The organism is Formosa algae (assembly GCF_001439665.1).
Taxonomy (GTDB): domain Bacteria; phylum Bacteroidota; class Bacteroidia; order Flavobacteriales; family Flavobacteriaceae; genus Formosa; species Formosa algae.
The window spans coordinates 100902-116819 of sequence record NZ_LMAK01000063.1; the positions used below are offsets into that span (position 1 = coordinate 100902).

The window sequence follows — 15918 nt, forward strand, 5'->3', positions numbered from 1 at the left end:
TTATTCATTGTTATTTGTATTCTTTAACCGCATCTATAAAGGCTTTGGCATTATCTAACGGAATGTTAGGTAAAATACCGTGACCTAAATTTACGATGTATTTGTCTTTACCAAATTCGTTAATCATTTGGTGAACCATCTTTTTAATCTCTGAAGGAGGAGATAATAATCTTGATGGATCGAAATTTCCTTGTAATGTTATGTTTCCTCCAGTTAAATATCTAGCATTTTGTGCAGAGCAAGTCCAATCTATACCTAGTGCAGCAGCGTTACTTTTGGCCATATCGCCAAGAGCAAACCAACACCCTTTACCAAAAGCAATAACGGGAGCATCATCTTTTAAAGCTTCAATAATTTGATCGATATATTGCCAAGAGAATTCTTTGTAATCTGTTGGAGAAAGCATGCCGCCCCAAGAATCGAAAATCTGAACAGCATCTACGCCAGCTACAACTTTAGCTTTTAAATATGCTATAGTAGTATCTGTTATTTTTTGAAGTAATTGATGTGCTGCAATTGGATTTGTAAAACAAAACTCTTTGGCTTTGTCGAAATTTTTACTGCCTTGCCCTTGTACTACATAACATAAAATAGTCCATGGAGAACCTGCAAAACCAATTAGCGGAATTTCGTCATTAAGCAATTCTTTAGTTGCTTTAATGGCTTGCATCACGTAATCTAACTCTACATGTACATCGGGTACAATAACATTATCTACACCTTTTTGGTCGCGAACGGGATTTGGTAAATACGGACCAAAATTTGGTTTCATTTCTACATCAATGTTCATGGCTTGCGGAATGACTAAAATGTCGCTAAATAAAATCGCAGCATCCATACCATATCTACGGATAGGTTGTATTGTAATTTCACTTGCTAATTCTGGTGTGCGACAACGTGTAAAGAAATCGTATTTTTCGCGGATTGCAATAAATTCTGGAAGGTAGCGTCCGGCTTGACGCATCATCCAAACTGGAGGACGTTCAACCGTTTCTCCTTTTAAAGCTCTTAAGTATAAATCGTTTTTAATCATTATTTCTTTGAGTGTTTAACTACAGTTTGTAGCATGTTTTCTATAGTAGGACTTGAAGGTATTACTATATTTTTAATGTCTTTTGGCAGGGCTTCTGCCGTTGTTTTTCCAATACAAAATAGCATTTCGTTGCTAATAGTATTTGTTGTTAAATAGCTTGAAACACCACTCGGGCTGTAAAATAAAATGGCATCAAATTCACCATCAATTTTTTTTGGCGCTGCTAATGTATTGTAAACTATAATTTCTTTTAATTTAATATTGTGTTCTTGTAAGGTGTTTGGTATGGCATCGTGCCTTAAATTTCCGCAGAAAAAAGTGAACGTATCATTTTTATGGTACTTTACAATGTAATTGGCTAAATCTGATCCATAGAGTTTCATTTTAGTTACATTTTGTCCGTTTTCTTCTAGAAATGCCATTGTTTTTTCGCCAACACAGAAACAATTTTTTATTACAACTTTATTATCAATAACTGCTTTTGCTGCATTTTGACTTGTAATTATGGCGTTCTCTACAATCATTTCAGAATCAAAATCAACGAAATGAATAGAAATCGCATTGTATTCTGTGATTTGAATATTTCCCTTTGTAAGCAACGCCTTGTGTTCCTTATAAAGCGTTTTAGTTGATAAAATAGATTTTAGTGGCATTTTTAATGTTTATGACAAATTTTAGAGATATCGTCATTCAGTCCAAAAACAACTAAAATGTCTCCGTCTTGAATAACTGTATCTGCACCTGGTATTCCTATAACTTCTTTTATAAACGTGGTATTTCCTATCAAATTTACTTTCTCTTTTTTACGAAGAATAGTAATAATGTTTAATTTTTGTTTTGATCTGAAATCTAAATCTGAAATAGATTTACCAACAAATTCTATTGGTGTTTTTATTTCTGAAATAGAATATTTTTCGTCAATTTTAAAGCTATCAATTATATTTTTAAGATTGATTTTGTTTGTTAATTTTAATGCAGCTTCTTGCTCTGGATGCACAATAGATGTTATGCCCATGGCTTGTAACACCGTATCGTGAATGGGAGAAAGCGAACGGCTAATAACCTTTGCCGTTGTTAGTTTTTTTAAAATGGCTGTGGTTATAATGGCGGCACCTTCGTTTTCACCAATGGCAACAACAGCAATGTCTGTTTGTTTTATAGGAAGCGATTGATAGGCTAATTCGTTAGTAGAATCTAAGCAAATACTATGTGCAATTTTATCTTTTACAATATTTACTTTTTCCATTTGCTTGTCTATACCAACAACTTCGTTGCCTGTTTCAGTAAGGCTTAAAGCGAGTGACATTCCGAAATTTCCGAGACCAAAAATGATGATTTTCATAATATCTTAGTTTATTAAAATATTTTCTTGTGGGTATTGATAAAATTTTTGTTCTACTTGGCCCAACATTCCAAAGAGCAAGTTTAACAGTCCAATTCGTCCAACAAACATTACGGCAATAATAACATATTTGCTAGGGTCGCTTAAAGTGGGTGTGAGGTTTAAACTTAACCCTACGGTACTATAAGCAGAAAAACACTCGAAAGCAATGGCTAATAAGTCTTTTTCTGGTTCAAAAAATAAGAGTAATAATATAGCTGTTCCTATAGTTATTAATGAAATACAAATTATAGAAAACGCACGGTTTACAGTGCTGCTAGAAATTTCTCTAGTATTAATTTCTATACGTTTTTTTCCTCTTGCAGTTGCTAAAATATTTAATGTTGCAATGGCAAATGTACTGGTTTTTATACCACCTCCAGTAGATCCTGGAGAGGCTCCAATCCACATTAAAAAGATTACAAATAATAGCGATGGCGTTGCAACATGTGTATAATCTACAGTGTTAAAACCAGCAGTTCTTGGTGTTACAGAAGAGAACATGGCAGTTGTTATTTTTCCAAAAAGCGAATCGTGATCTTGTAAGCTAAAATTAGCTTCAGCAAAATAGAAAAATATAAATCCAACAACTAATAAAATACTTGTAGTTACAATAGTAATTTTAGAATTTAAAGTAAACACTCTAACTGTAGTAGTCACTTTATTTTTCTTTCTAAACAGATTCAAAAATCTACGTTTTAAATAGGTGTAAGAGTTAAATATAAAACTGTATCCAATTCCTCCAATGATAATAAGTAGCATAAGTACCCATTGTAAGGAGTAATCATATCGTAACGTTGGCTGATAAAAACTAGACGACGATGTCGAGAACCCGGCATTACAAAATGCTGAAATTGAATGAAAAATAGAAAAGAATACTTTATCCTCTATAGTACTTATGGAGTCTATAGACGAATAAATAAAAACGGCTCCTAACAATTCAATCCCTAAAGTGAATCCAACAATTTGAGCTGCAATTCTAAATACATCTTGTAAATTTTCTGTAGAGGTATAATCTTTCATATACATGCTTTCTCTAAACGATGAGCTCTCTTTAAAGAAATAGGCGAAAAACGATGTAAAAGTTAGTATCCCTAAACCTCCAATTTGTATTAAAAATATTAACACGGTTTGTCCTAGTTGAGTAAAATCTTTTCCTGTATCTAAAACAGCAAGACCTGTAACACAAATGGCACTTGTAGAGGTAAATAAAGCATCTATAAACGATATGCCATTTACCGTAACATTAGGCAGCATAAGTAATAGAGCACCTATTAATGTGAGTATAAAAAAGCTCCCAACGAATAAAATGGCAGGATTAAAATATATTTTATAAATGTATTTTATAAAAAAGGTCAGGCGCATTAACAGGTAAAAGAACAAACCAAGTTCAAAAATAACCTTTGGTCGCATAAGTTGTTCTATAGGTGGTAAATGCTGATTGAGATAAAATACAGTTGACGCAGCTATAAGTGTGGTAATTAAAATACCAATGTTAAACCTAATTGTTTTTTTTATCGGGTCGCCTTTAGCATATAAAACAAGTTTAATAAAATTAAATGTTGTTAAAAGAAGCGTTATGCCAGAATAGATAGGGATTCTAAAAGGTTTGTATTCCTCGTTTATACTAAATCCAAAATCGAAAATTAAAAAAAATAAAATGAGAATATCTGTAAAACGATATAAGTTTTGCAACATTTTAATCTTCATTATTTTTTAGGTTTTTTATGAATTCATTTCTTTTTTAATTGAATCCATGAGTTCTTTTCCGCCATTTTCAATGAGTTCTAAGGCACAACGTTTACCAAAGTTTTTATAGTTTGCGAGGGTATCGGTCTTGTTTATGCTTAGTTTTTTACTACCATCTAAGGCTAGTAAAACACCTTTAAATGTAATGGTATCATTAATTATAGTTGCAATACCACCAATTGGAGCGGTACAACCAGCTTCTAATATACGTAAAAAATCACGTTCTACATGTGTGCAAATGTCTGTAGGTGTGTCGTTTAATTTGCGTACGGCTTCAGTAACATCTTTATCTTTTTCTAAAGAGACCACAACCATTGCACCTTGTGCAGGAGCAGGGACCATCCAATCTAGCTCAATAAATTGCTCTGGTAAAACATTAATACGTTCTAATCCCGCTTTGGCGAATACAGCCGCATTCCAGTTGCTATCTTTTAATTTTTGAAGACGTGTAATTACATTTCCTCTTAAGTCTTCAACCTGATGATTTGGATATCTGTTTAGCCATTGTGCTTTACGCCTTAAGCTTCCCGTTGCTATAGTGCCTGCAGTATCTAAAAAATTGAGATCCTTATACACTAAAATATCATTTACGTTAGCACGTTCTAAAACGGCAGATTGAATAATGCCTTTTGGTAAAAGCGTAGGGACATCTTTCATAGAATGTACAGCAATATCTACTGTGCCATTTAACATCGCGACATCTAAGGTTTTGGTGAAAATACCAGTAATACCTAATTCGTAAAGGGGTTTGTCTAAAATAAGATCTCCGGTAGATTTAACGGCAACAATTTCTGTTGAATAGCCTAAATCTTCTAAACGTTTTTTAACGGTGTTTGCTTGCCAAAGAGCCAACTGACTGTCTCTTGTGCCAATGCGAATAGTTTTATGCATTTGTTGATGTTTCTAGCTGAAACACTTTTTTAATAAGTTCAAGACTTTCGTTAGTAGAAAAATCTTCGTCTTTTAAGTGATGTGCGAAATGATTCGTTATTTTCTGAATAATATTATTGCTTATTAACTCGGCTTGAGCTTCGTTAAAATCAGATATTTTTTTACGCTGAACGTCTAATTCTGCAGATTTAAAATCTAATAATTTATTCTTTAAAGCTTTTATGGTAGGTGCAAATTTTCTAGTTTCTAACCACACGTTAAATTCTTTTTTAACGTCTTCAATAATGGTTTCGGCAACTGGAATATAAGCTTTACGTTTCTCTAAAGTGGCATCTGTTATTTGCGATAAATAATCTAAATGTATTAATGTTACGCCTTCTAAATCTGTTACATTTTCATGCACATTTTTAGGGATAGATAAATCTAAAATTAAAAGCGGTTTTTTGGTTTGAATCAGGTGTTTATCAACTGTAGGATTTTGTGCTCCAGTAGCGACAACTAAGACATCAGAATTGTTTATTTCTTCTTGTAAATTGGCGTAATCTTTAACTAACAAATTAAATTTTCCAGCAATACGTTCTGCTTTATCTTTTGTTCTGTTTATTAGCGTAATTTGTTCATTTTTAGTGTGCTTCACTAAGTTTTCACAAGTATTTCTTCCTATTTTTCCAGTTCCAAAAAGCAAGATGTTTTTGTTAGAAATATCTGCAACGTTATTTAAAATGTAATGTACAGAAGCAAAAGAGACCGAAGTCGCTCCCGAAGAAATTTCTGTTTCGTTTTTAATACGCTTACTTGCTTGAGTAACCATGGTAATTAAGCGCTCTAAAAAGGTGTCTAGTAAGCCTAGTTTTTTAGATAATTTAGCACTTGTTTTTAACTGACTAATAATTTCAAAATCACCAAGAATTTGACTGTCTAATCCAGAACCAACTCGAAACATATGCGAGATGGCTTCTTTAGTTTTATATACATATGCCACTTTCTGAAACTCGTCTACGGTACCTTTAGTGTTGTCGCATAATAATTTTATAAGTTGAAATGGGTGCTCTGCAAAACCATAAATTTCCGTTCTATTGCATGTAGACGTCACTATCAAACTTTCTATACCTGTAGCCTTAGCTTGGTTTAGAAGGTTTAATTTTGCTGTGTCATCAAGACTAAAGTGTCCTCTAATTTCAGCGTCTGCCTTTTTATAACTTAATCCGATGGCATAAAAATAAGTGCCTCGAGATCCGTGATTTTGATTCATTAAATATGTTGGTTGCAAATTTTGAACAAATGTATATAGTGTAAATGTAAAAAAGTAACGCTCAAAGAACTTTTAGTGTCGTTTCGGGTTTTTTCAGTAATTTTTTCAATCTAATCTAATAAATATCATACTTTTGCTAGTATAACAACGTTTTCGTTATACTTTGTTTAGAAGCAATCTAAATACAAATAAATTAGTTTTTTAAGAAAATGGGAGATAAAAATATCGCTATAGGTACTTTTAATGAAACCTTTATAGATCAAGGTTTTTTAGTGTTAACCTATCAAAATGAGGGGCTTGAAGTAGAGACTGTAGAAAAATCTATAGACAGTAGTTTTATACAATTTCATTTCTGTTTAAAGGGATCTTCTGCGTTTAAATTTAATAAAGGAAGTTATACATTAAACATAAATGAAGAGAATTCGCTGTTACTTTATAACCCGCAACAAGACTTGCCAATTCATCTAGAAGTGAATCCAAACTCGTGGTTGGTTACCATTTTAATATCTATAAAAGAGTTTCATGGTTTGTTTTCTCAAGAAGCCGATTACATTACGTTTTTAAGTCACGATAATAAAGATAAGAAGTATTATAAAGATGGTAAAATTTCACCATCTATGGCTATAGTGCTTACCCAAATGATTCATTATAACTTAAACGAGTCTATTAAAAATCTGTATTTTAAAGGTAAGGCTTACGAGTTGCTAAGTCTGTATTTTAACAGAAGTGAAGATGCTAATACTGAACAGTGTCCGTTTTTGGTTGATGAAACCAATGTCATAAAAATTAGAAAAGCCAAAGACATTATTATTTCTAGAATGGCAGAGCCTCCAAGTTTGCAAGAATTGGCAGACGAGATTGGGTTGAGTCTTAAAAAACTTAAAGAAGGCTTTAAACAAATTTATGGCGACTCTGTATTTAGCTTTTTATTTGATTATAAGATGGAAGAAGCTAGAAAGTTATTAGAAACCGGAGGTTTAAATGTTAACGAAGTAGGTTTAAAAGTTGGTTATAGTACATCAAGTCATTTTATTTCTGCTTTTAAAAAAAAATATGGTACAACTCCCAAAAAGTATTTACAATCTATAAATTAAGGTGTTATGAGGTGTTTTCTTGTGTTTTTATTATCGTGGTTTACTGGTTTTGGAGCTCCCAAAGATCAGGTTTTAGTATTTTCTAAAACAGAAGGCTATAGGCATAAAGCTATAGAAATTGGTGTACAAACTTTACAAGAATTAGGAGCGACTAACAATTTTGAAGTTACACATACCGAAGATGCCACAATTTTTAATGCTGAAGACTTAAAAGCATATAAAGTAGTCATCTTTTTAAATACTACAGGTGATGTTTTAAATAACGAGCAACAGCAACAATTTAAAATGTTTATTAATAAAGGCGGAAGCTTTTTAGGAGTTCACGCTGCATCAGATACCGAGTTTCAATGGCCTTGGTATGGTAAGTTAGTTGGGGCTTATTTTTTAGATCATCCAAAATCATGCGAAGCCACTTTAAGTGTTGTCGATGCAAAACACGAGTCTACAAAACATTTTCAAGGTCCTTTAAAGCGATTTGATGAATGGTATAATTTTAAATCTATTAATCCAGATATAATTCCACTATTATTGTTAGACGAATCTTCTTATGAAGGAGGAAAGAATGGCGATTTTCATCCCATTTCTTGGTATCATGAATTTGATGGTGGACGCTCTTTTTATACAGGAATGGGACATACTTTTGAAGCTTATGCCGATTCAGATTTTAGATCACATCTTTTAGGAGGTGTTCTTTATTGTTTAAACAGATAAATTATTCTATTTTAGATAATTAAAAGCATTTTGTTATGACGTATTTATCTCCAGAAATAGCAGCGTGGTCTAAGCAAGCGGACACGAAATCTTTAGTAAGACCAGGTGTTTCTTGCGGCATTTTTCAAGATTGTAATGCCAATGAAAAACAGAATTTAGATCAGTATACTCTAAAAACACAGAAAATCCCTAAAGATAAAATTTGATTAATACTATAAATTTTAATCAATTTGATTTAATTCTTAATAAGATAATACTATGATTTAGGTATCGTAGGATCATAATTTCTATTGTACTTTTGTAATATGAAGAAAGGAATTTTACTTGTTAATTTGGGGTCTCCAGAGAGTCCTACTCCACAAGATGTTAAAACATATTTGGGGGAATTTTTAATGGATGAACGTGTTATCGATCTTCCGTACATTGCAAGAGCTGCACTTGTAAAAGGGATTATACTTAAAACAAGGCCTAAAGCTTCTGCTGCTGCCTATAAAAAAATATGGTGGGAAGAAGGCTCTCCACTAATTGTTATTTCAGAGCGCTTACAAGCTAAAGTTCAAAAGGAAATAGAATATCCTGTGGCATTAGCTATGCGTTATGGTTCGATGACGATTGAAAAAGGACTTAAGCAATTGGTAGATCAAGGTGTAGATGAGGTGTTTCTTATTCCGCTATATCCTCAATTTGCCATGGCTACTACAGAGACTATTTTAGTGTTGGCAGAAGAGATTAGACAAGCTCATTTTCCTAATATTAAAATAGATCATTTACCCGCGTTTTATAATAGACCGGATTATATAGAAGTTTTAAGTAATTCAATAAAACATCATCTTGAAAGCAAAACCTACGATCATGTTTTGTTTTCTTATCACGGTGTTCCAGAGCGCCATATTAGAAAAAGTGATGTTACAAAATCGCATTGTAAATTAGATGGCTCATGCTGTAAAACCCCATCTAAAGCACATGAGTTTTGTTACAGACACCAGTGTTTAGAAGTTACCCGCTTGGTAGGAGAAAAACTTAATTTAAAACCAGACACTTTTTCTACGTCGTTTCAATCTCGATTAGGGTTCGACCCGTGGTTACAACCATATACAGATAGAACTATTGAAAGAATGGGTCTAGAAGGGACTAAAAATATTGCTATAGTTACACCTGCTTTTGTAAGTGACTGTTTAGAAACTTTAGAAGAAATAGCTATGGAAGGTCAGGAACTTTTTCATGAAGTTGGCGGAAAAGAATTCACAACAGTACCTTGTTTAAATGAAGAAAATGCTTGGTCTGAATTATTAGCCAAATGGATTAATAATTGGGCAGATACAACGGCTACAACATAAAATATGACAAAAAAGACAGCGGTAGATTTAGGTACAGAACCTATAAGTAAGCTTATAATTAGGCAATCTGTACCAGCATCTATCGGGATCTTAGTCATGTCTCTAAACATACTTGTAGATACTATTTTTGTTGGTAATTGGATTGGCTCTATAGCTATTGCAGCCATAAATATAGTGTTACCGGTATCTTTTTTTATAGCAGCTCTAGGCATGTCTATTGGCATTGGTGGAGCTTCTATTATTTCTAGAGCTTTAGGTGCTAAAAATAAAGAGAAAGCGTTATCTACTTTCGGAAATCAGATAACCTTAACAATACTACTCATCTCAGTTTTTGTCTTTGTAGGGCTCTTTTTCAAAGACAATATTATACTCGCTTTTGGAGGTAAAGGCGATATATTCGATCCTGCTAAAATTTACTATACCATAGTTTTATACGGTGTGCCTTTTCTGGGGTTATCTATGGTGGGGAATAATGTTATACGTGCAGAAGGGAATCCTAAATTTGCAATGTATGCCATGATGGTGCCTGCTATTGGTAACCTTATATTCGATTATATTTTTATTAATCTTTTAGATTATGGTATGGCCGGCGCGGCTTGGGCAACTACAGGATCTAATATTCTAGGCTTTTGTTATGCTTTCTGGTATTTCTTCTTAAATAAAAAAACAGTTCTAAACATAAATTGGTCGCATTTACGCATTAAGTGGAAAGTAATTTCCGAAATTGGTTCTCTTGGTTTTGTAACACTTGCACGTCAAGCTGTAGTGAGTGTAACCTATTTGTTTATGAATAACATTTTATTCGATATTGGCGGTGAAGTCTCAGTGACATCTTATGCTATTGTTGGGCGTATGCTTATGTTTGCGTTGTTTCCTGTGTTAGGTGTTACCCAAGGATTTTTACCCATTGCAGGTTATAATTATGGGGCAGAACAATACGATAGGGTGCGCTTATCTATTAATACGGCCATAAAATATGCCGCTATTTTAGCAACAATTGTATTTGTATTGCTTATGGTATTTCCGGAAAGTATTACCAAGATGTTTACCCAAGATCCAGAAGTAGTGAAAGAAACACCTTATGCTATGCGTTGGGTGTTTGCAGCAACACCTATTATAGCCTTACAATTAATTGGTGCAGCTTATTTTCAGGCAATCGGAAAGGCAAAACCTGCATTACTTTTAACTTTAACGCGACAAGGATTCTTTTTTATTCCGTTAATTTTAATTTTACCGAATTTTTATGGCGAATTAGGCGTGTGGATGTCATTTCCTATTTCAGATATATTGTCTACTATTGTCACAGGATATTTCTTGAATAAAGAAATTAAATCAGACTTAATTAAAAAGACTACAACTACAAATTAAACTATGTGTTATGGAATATTATAATTATATAAAATCGCTTCATCTAATTTTTGTCATCACATGGTTTGCTGGGCTTTTTTATATTCCTAGATTGTTTGTATACCAAATAGAATCTTTTCATAAACCATCTCCGGATAAAGAAATTCTAGGAGCACAGTTAAAGTTAATGACTAAGCGTTTATGGACTATAATTACATGGCCTTCTGCTATTTTAGCAACAGTATTTGCTGTTTGGTTACTTATTCTTATGCCAGATTGGTTACAAGAACCTTGGATGCATGTTAAACTCGGATTTGTTGTTTTACTTATAATATATCATTTAAAAACGCATCAATATTTTAAGCAATTGCAACGTGACGACGTAAGAAAAACATCAAGTTTTATGCGACTGTGGAATGAAGGTGCCACTTTTATTCTTTTTGCTGTAGTATTTTTGGTAATTTTAAAAAGTAGCTTTAATTGGATTTTTGGTGTGATTGGAATTTTTGTCCTCGGCGTACTAATTATGCTAGGATTTAAAGTTTATAAACGTATACGTGCTAAAAACCCAAACGCTTAAAACAATGGCTTGATTATTGTTGCGTTTAGCGTACGGTAATATCTTATGAAACTTAAAAAAATATCTTTACGGCTTCGCATTTTTGTAGCAATGCTTTTTGTAGTGGTTTTGGCCTCTATTTTAATTGTTGGTGTTGCAATCTATCAATATGGAGAAGAGGCCATTGACTATCATCAGCAGCGACTAGAGCGTAAGGAGAAAAACATAAAATCTCACATTAACTTTGTAATTAAACAGACCTCTTACGAAGTAAAATCAGAAAAGATCCCTTATATTTTTAAGGAAAAAATCTACGAAATTGCGAATATTCATAATTTACAAATTAATATTTACGATTTAGACGGCTCTATTTTAACTTCGTCTCGTGCGGGTTTTTCTCAAGATTCTTCGGTGCATTGCATCAATACAGATATTTTAAATACCCTTTCTAATACAGCAAAACATACATTTGTTGAAAAGCGTAGTGAGAATAATATTATTTATCAATCGTCTTATTCATACATTACAGATCAGAAATTTAAACCTTTAGCAATTCTAAATTTACCTTATTTAGAAGACGATGATTTTTTAGCTAAAGAATTAGATGAGTTTTTGGAACGTATTAGCTATGCGTATTTGTTTATGTTATGTTTGGCGGCGGCCATTGCATTTTTTTTAGCGAATTATATTACTAAGTCCATAAAAACGATAAGCGATAAAATTAATACTACAACCTTAGAGAAACGTAATGCACGCATTGATGTTGAAGATGCTAGTGTAGAAATTTCAACTTTGGTAAGATCGTATAATAGTATGATTGACCAGTTGGAAGATAGTGCACATAAGCTCGCTAAGAGTGAACGGGAACAGGCTTGGAGAGAAATGGCTAAGCAAGTGGCGCACGAGATAAAAAATCCGTTAACGCCAATGCGACTAAGTGTTCAAAATTTTCAACGTAAGTTTAGTCCCGACGATCCAGAGATTCATCATAAAGTAGAAGAATATTCAGAAACCTTAATTCAGCAAATAGATACCATGAGTTCTATTGCTTCTGCGTTTTCGAATTTTGCGAATATGCCGGCACAACAAAACGAGACGATTAATGTTGTAAATACAGTGCGACTCTCTTTAGATATTTTTAATAAAGATTATATTGTATTTCTTGCCGAAAGAGAAGAGGTTATAACCACATTTGATAAAACACAACTGATAAGGATTGTAACAAATTTGGTTAAAAATGCCATTCAAGCTATTCCGGAGAATCGTATTCCTAAAATTGTAGTGCATGTGTCCTTGCAAGATGAGGTGGTTAAAATTACGGTTTCAGATAACGGAATTGGAATAGAAGAAAAAAATGAAACTAAAGTGTTCGAGCCTAAATTTACAACAAAATCAAGTGGCACCGGTCTTGGTTTAGCAATGGTGAAAAATATAGTTGAATCTTATAATGGTAACATTACTTTTATGACACAACTAGACAAAGGCACTACATTTATTGTTACCTTTCCTAAAACATAAATTATGATTTTTAATATTTTATCTGAATTTCAAGACGGTATTACTACAATTACCATTAACAGACCCACAAAACTAAATGCTTTAAATAAAGCGACAATTAAAGAATTGCACCGTGCTTTTAAAGCTGCTGATGAAGACAATGAGACACGTGTTATTATAGTAACTGGAAAAGGTGAAAAAGCGTTTGTTGCAGGTGCAGATATTAGTGAGTTTGCAGGCTTTGATAAAGAAAAAGGCGCTAAACTTTCTGCTAAAGGACATGAATTGCTATTTGATTTTGTTCAGAATTTATCTACGCCCGTTATCGCAGCGGTAAATGGGTTTGCTTTAGGTGGTGGTTTGGAATTAGCCATGGCTTGTCATTTTAGAGTCGCTAGCGAAAATGCCAAAATGGGATTGCCAGAAGTGTCTTTAGGAGTTATTCCTGGTTATGGTGGTACGCAACGTTTACCTCAATTAATTGGTAAAGGACGTGCCATGGAAATGATTATGACAGGAGGGATGATTAATGCAGAACAAGCTTTAAGTTATGGCTTAGTAAATCATGTTGTGGCTCAGGACGAGTTATTAACTTTCTGTGACGACATTGCTAATAAAATTAAAAAGAATTCGCCTAAAGCTATTGCTGAAGCTGTAAAATCTATTAATGCCGGATTTAAAACAGGAGTTAATGGTTTTAAAAAGGAAATTAAAGGATTTGGTAAATGTTTTGGAACCGAAGATTTTAAAGAAGGTACAACAGCATTTTTAGAAAAGCGAAAAGCAAATTTTACAGGCAAGTAAGTACAAAAAAAGTGGACTAAAAGTCCACTTAGGTTAGTTTAGAATAATATGTAATTGGTATTTTAGATGCTAAAATATTCTACGTAGTCTCTACCGTTAGCGCTAGTTACAACTTTGTAGTTACCCTTGCGTACTTTAGCTAAGCTGTATACACGTTCTATTTTTGGAGTGTTTAAAATCTCTTCTGTGTAAATTAAATTGTATCCGGTAGTAATCAGACTATCGTCATGATAAATATTAATTTCTACACGCTCTTTATCTAAATCTAATTTAGAAAAGTATAAACAGTTGTCTTTAACCTTTAATACAGGTTTAAAGATTGTTTTTTCATTGTCTTTTTCAAATGTAACCTCTTCAAAAGTTACTTTAAAAGGGATAATCTTGATTTGAAAATCTTTTTCGTGTTCAAAAAAATACGCTCCGCTAGGTAAAGCTGTTAAATCGAATTTATTTTTAAAAAGACCTTCTTGCTCAATAATTTTTTTATAAAGTACAGATCCATTCATGTCTTTTATGAATAGCTGCTGTCCTGCTTTTACATGATCTAGAGTTAACGTAATTTCCATGCTTTCTCTTTCTGCTGTTAAACTAGAAAGGTTGCTGGCGAAACCTGTTGCGATGCTAGTAATCATAACTAACATGCAAATACTGTGTGTGATTACTTTTTTCATAATTAAGTTTTGTTTTTGATTATTTAACTTGTTCAAATATAGTGTGTTACTAGGCTTGTCAAAACATCTATATTGGCTACTTTATATACTGGATTAACCGTTAAATTAGAGTTATTTAATTATAAAGTTAATTTAGTATATGTTTGAGATAATCTTAGATATAATAGGCCTTTAGAACCTATTTCTGGATTTATAAACGTTGCTAAATTATCTTTTGGTTTAAGAGAACATTAGCTAAATGTTATAGTGCATATTTTCTTACATCTAATTGTAAACTGCAAATGCTAAATAGGGCGAATTTTTAATAAAAATTAGATTCGTTCTAGAATATAAACTCTTAAATAAATACTGTTTCAATTGATGGTTGAATTTAATTATTCCTTAAAGCTCTTAATATGAATATTGATGTGTTTCAGAATCTTGTAAACAAAAAAAGAGTGAACTTTTATAAGTTCACTCTTTAATATATTATTGAAGCTAATTACTGTTTAGATACTAAAGTAGTCTACAAATTCTCTACCGTTAGCTTTTACAATTACTTTGTAGTTACCAGGTGCTTTTTTAGATAAGTTATATGCACGTTGGATATTTGCAGTGTTAGTAAAGTTTTCTTTGTGTATAACTTCGAAGTTACTACCGTTTTCAAATAAAATACTAACCGTTACATCTTTTTTATCTAATTGTAACTTAGATACGAATACCGAGTTGTTATTTGCTTTTACAACAGGCTTGTAAATTACTTTTTCGTTTGGAGAGAATTTTACTTCTCCATTGTTTACATTAAAAGGAATCACTTTAACTTGATACGCTTTTTCATGTTCAAAGAAATATACTCCATTAGGCAAAGTTGAAAAGTCGAAGGTGTTTTTTACACTTCCAGTGCTTGTAAACGTTTTATTATAAAGTACAAATCCTTTAATGTCTTTTATATATAATTGTTGACCTTCTTTTACATTGTCTAATGTTAACGTAATCTCTTTGTCTTTTCTTCCATCAAAATTAGATGACGTGTTTTTAGCGAAATCTGATGCAAAGCTGGTAGCTGCTACCAACAAGCAAATACTAAGTGTCATTATTTTTTTCATAATTCAAATATTTTAGATTATTTAACTGAGTCAAAGGTATGGGAATACTTGGCGTCACAAAACATCGATATTGGCTACTTTATATCCTATTTTAACCAACTTTTTGGTGTGTAGAGATTGTTGAGTTAAAATAGTATAGGTTAAAGGTAATTCTTGATATAATGTACATTTTTAGCTTATTAGTACACTTGGTAACTGTGTAAAATTAACTCTGAGTATTAAGATGTATACTTTTTGTAAGTTCTGTAATAGTAAATAGTACTAAAACTTATAAGGATGTACTTTTAATTTTAAGTGGCATCGGATTAACAATCTTCGAGCGTAGTGGAGAAGCGTTTTATATTAAAACTATTTCCAAATAGAAAAGAAACTACACTGTGTTTTACTCTAAAGAAGGTTGATATTAGAAAGTGAAAAACGAAAGTGATTGGTTTTTGAAGTTTCTTAAAAAAGAACAGAGATTGTATTTAATTGACGCAAAGTTTACAAACAAAAAAAGAGTGAACT

General features: G+C 32.4%; 16 protein-coding genes. 8 read left to right on the top strand and 8 right to left on the bottom strand.

Going from position 1 to position 15918, the window contains the following annotated elements; translation table 11 throughout:
• Positions 1-10: 10 nt before the first annotated feature.
• Genes hemE through hemA form a run of 6 tightly spaced genes read right to left on the bottom strand, consistent with a single transcriptional unit; the run spans position 11 to position 6306 of the window.
• Positions 11-1033, bottom strand: a complete 1023-nt coding sequence (gene hemE / locus AST99_RS13785; RefSeq protein ID WP_057782615.1) for a uroporphyrinogen decarboxylase — start codon at positions 1031-1033, stop codon at positions 11-13.
• Positions 1033-1686 carry a uroporphyrinogen-III synthase gene (locus AST99_RS13790; protein WP_057782617.1) on the bottom strand — a complete coding sequence of 218 codons (654 nt, stop codon included), beginning with the start codon at positions 1684-1686 and terminating at the stop codon, positions 1033-1035. Before AST99_RS13790 ends, hemE begins: the two co-directional genes overlap by 1 nt.
• A 2-nt stretch (positions 1687-1688) precedes the next feature.
• Complete coding sequence (locus tag AST99_RS13795; RefSeq protein WP_057782620.1) at positions 1689-2375, bottom strand: potassium channel family protein; 687 nt, start codon at positions 2373-2375, stop codon at positions 1689-1691.
• A 6-nt stretch (positions 2376-2381) separates the two neighbouring features.
• Positions 2382-4124 (bottom strand): TrkH family potassium uptake protein, encoded by a 1743-nt coding sequence (locus AST99_RS13800; RefSeq protein WP_057782622.1) that lies wholly within the window; start codon positions 4122-4124, stop codon positions 2382-2384.
• Positions 4125-4139: 15 nt separating this feature from the next.
• Entirely contained in the window at positions 4140-5054 is a 915-nt protein-coding gene (hemC, locus tag AST99_RS13805; RefSeq protein ID WP_057782624.1) for a hydroxymethylbilane synthase, read from the bottom strand.
• Positions 5047-6306 (bottom strand): glutamyl-tRNA reductase, encoded by a 1260-nt coding sequence (gene hemA / locus AST99_RS13810; protein WP_057782626.1) that lies wholly within the window; start codon positions 6304-6306, stop codon positions 5047-5049. Before hemA ends, hemC begins: the two co-directional genes overlap by 8 nt.
• Positions 6307-6515: 209 nt before the next feature.
• Between hemA and AST99_RS13815 the strand changes: the two genes are divergently transcribed.
• The 8 genes from AST99_RS13815 to AST99_RS13845 all read left to right on the top strand — a co-directional run bounded on the left by AST99_RS13815 (position 6516) and on the right by AST99_RS13845 (position 13655).
• Entirely contained in the window at positions 6516-7400 is an 885-nt protein-coding gene (locus AST99_RS13815; protein ID WP_057782628.1) for a helix-turn-helix transcriptional regulator, read from the top strand.
• A 6-nt stretch (positions 7401-7406) separates the two neighbouring features.
• The gene (locus AST99_RS13820) at positions 7407-8111 is read left to right on the top strand and encodes a ThuA domain-containing protein (RefSeq protein ID WP_057782630.1); all 705 of its coding nucleotides are present in this window, start codon (positions 7407-7409) and stop codon (positions 8109-8111) included.
• A 35-nt stretch (positions 8112-8146) separates the two neighbouring features.
• The gene (locus AST99_RS18795; protein ID WP_198151524.1) at positions 8147-8317 is read left to right on the top strand and encodes a hypothetical protein; all 171 of its coding nucleotides are present in this window, start codon (positions 8147-8149) and stop codon (positions 8315-8317) included.
• 99 nt (positions 8318-8416) lie between these two features.
• A complete protein-coding gene (hemH, locus tag AST99_RS13825; RefSeq protein ID WP_057782632.1) occupies positions 8417-9448 on the top strand; it encodes a ferrochelatase in 1032 nt (343 codons plus the stop codon).
• Positions 9449-9451: 3 nt separating this feature from the next.
• Positions 9452-10816 (top strand): MATE family efflux transporter, encoded by a 1365-nt coding sequence (locus AST99_RS13830; RefSeq protein WP_057782634.1) that lies wholly within the window; start codon positions 9452-9454, stop codon positions 10814-10816.
• Positions 10817-10826: 10 nt separating this feature from the next.
• Entirely contained in the window at positions 10827-11375 is a 549-nt protein-coding gene (locus AST99_RS13835) for a CopD family protein (RefSeq protein WP_057782636.1), read from the top strand.
• A gap of 45 nt (positions 11376-11420) precedes the next feature.
• Complete coding sequence (locus AST99_RS13840; protein WP_057782638.1) at positions 11421-12872, top strand: ATP-binding protein; 1452 nt, start codon at positions 11421-11423, stop codon at positions 12870-12872.
• Positions 12873-12875: 3 nt separating this feature from the next.
• Positions 12876-13655 (top strand): enoyl-CoA hydratase/isomerase family protein, encoded by a 780-nt coding sequence (locus AST99_RS13845; protein ID WP_057782640.1) that lies wholly within the window; start codon positions 12876-12878, stop codon positions 13653-13655.
• Between the two features lie 62 nt (positions 13656-13717).
• Here AST99_RS13845 and AST99_RS13850 read toward each other — a convergent pair whose 3' ends face one another.
• Together AST99_RS13850 and AST99_RS13855 are read right to left on the bottom strand one after the other, a co-directional pair.
• Positions 13718-14326 (bottom strand): hypothetical protein, encoded by a 609-nt coding sequence (locus tag AST99_RS13850; protein ID WP_146035131.1) that lies wholly within the window; start codon positions 14324-14326, stop codon positions 13718-13720.
• 488 nt (positions 14327-14814) lie between these two features.
• Positions 14815-15411 (bottom strand): hypothetical protein, encoded by a 597-nt coding sequence (locus AST99_RS13855; RefSeq protein ID WP_057782643.1) that lies wholly within the window; start codon positions 15409-15411, stop codon positions 14815-14817.
• Positions 15412-15918: the final 507 nt, after the last annotated feature.